At 50.7% G+C, this 351-nt stretch carries 2 tRNA genes and 1 rRNA gene; all 3 read right to left on the reverse strand.

Annotation, left to right across the window (positions count from 1 at the left end):
- Positions 1-31 precede the first annotated feature (31 nt).
- A tRNA-Ala gene (locus tag ACLH1I_RS26675) sits at positions 32-107 on the reverse strand.
- A gap of 36 nt (positions 108-143) precedes the next feature.
- Positions 144-220 (reverse strand) — tRNA-Ile (locus ACLH1I_RS26680).
- A gap of 68 nt (positions 221-288) precedes the next feature.
- A 16S ribosomal RNA gene (locus ACLH1I_RS26685) occupies positions 289-351 on the reverse strand; the annotation flags it as partial.

Genomic DNA, 351 nt, shown 5'->3' on the forward strand with positions numbered 1-351 from the left:
CTCTGAAGTTTTCTTGTGTTCGCAGTAAAGATGGTGGAGCTATGCGGGATCGAACCGCAGACCTCCTGCGTGCAAAGCAGGCGCTCTCCCAGCTGAGCTATAGCCCCATCGTTTGCAACCTCTTCAAATTTGCTTCGCAAATTTGGTAGGCCTGAGTGGACTTGAACCACCGACCTCACCCTTATCAGGGGTGCGCTCTAACCACCTGAGCTACAAGCCTGTAGAGGTTTTACTGCTGTTTTTCATCAGACAATCTGTGTGAGCACTACAAAGGCAGGTTCTTTAAGGTAAGGAGGTGATCCAACCGCAGGTTCCCCTACGGTTACCTTGTTACGACTTCACCCCAGTCAT

This window comes from Klebsiella sp. 1SOBk10mer (assembly GCF_046602535.1).
GTDB lineage: Bacteria > Pseudomonadota > Gammaproteobacteria > Enterobacterales > Enterobacteriaceae > Klebsiella > Klebsiella quasipneumoniae.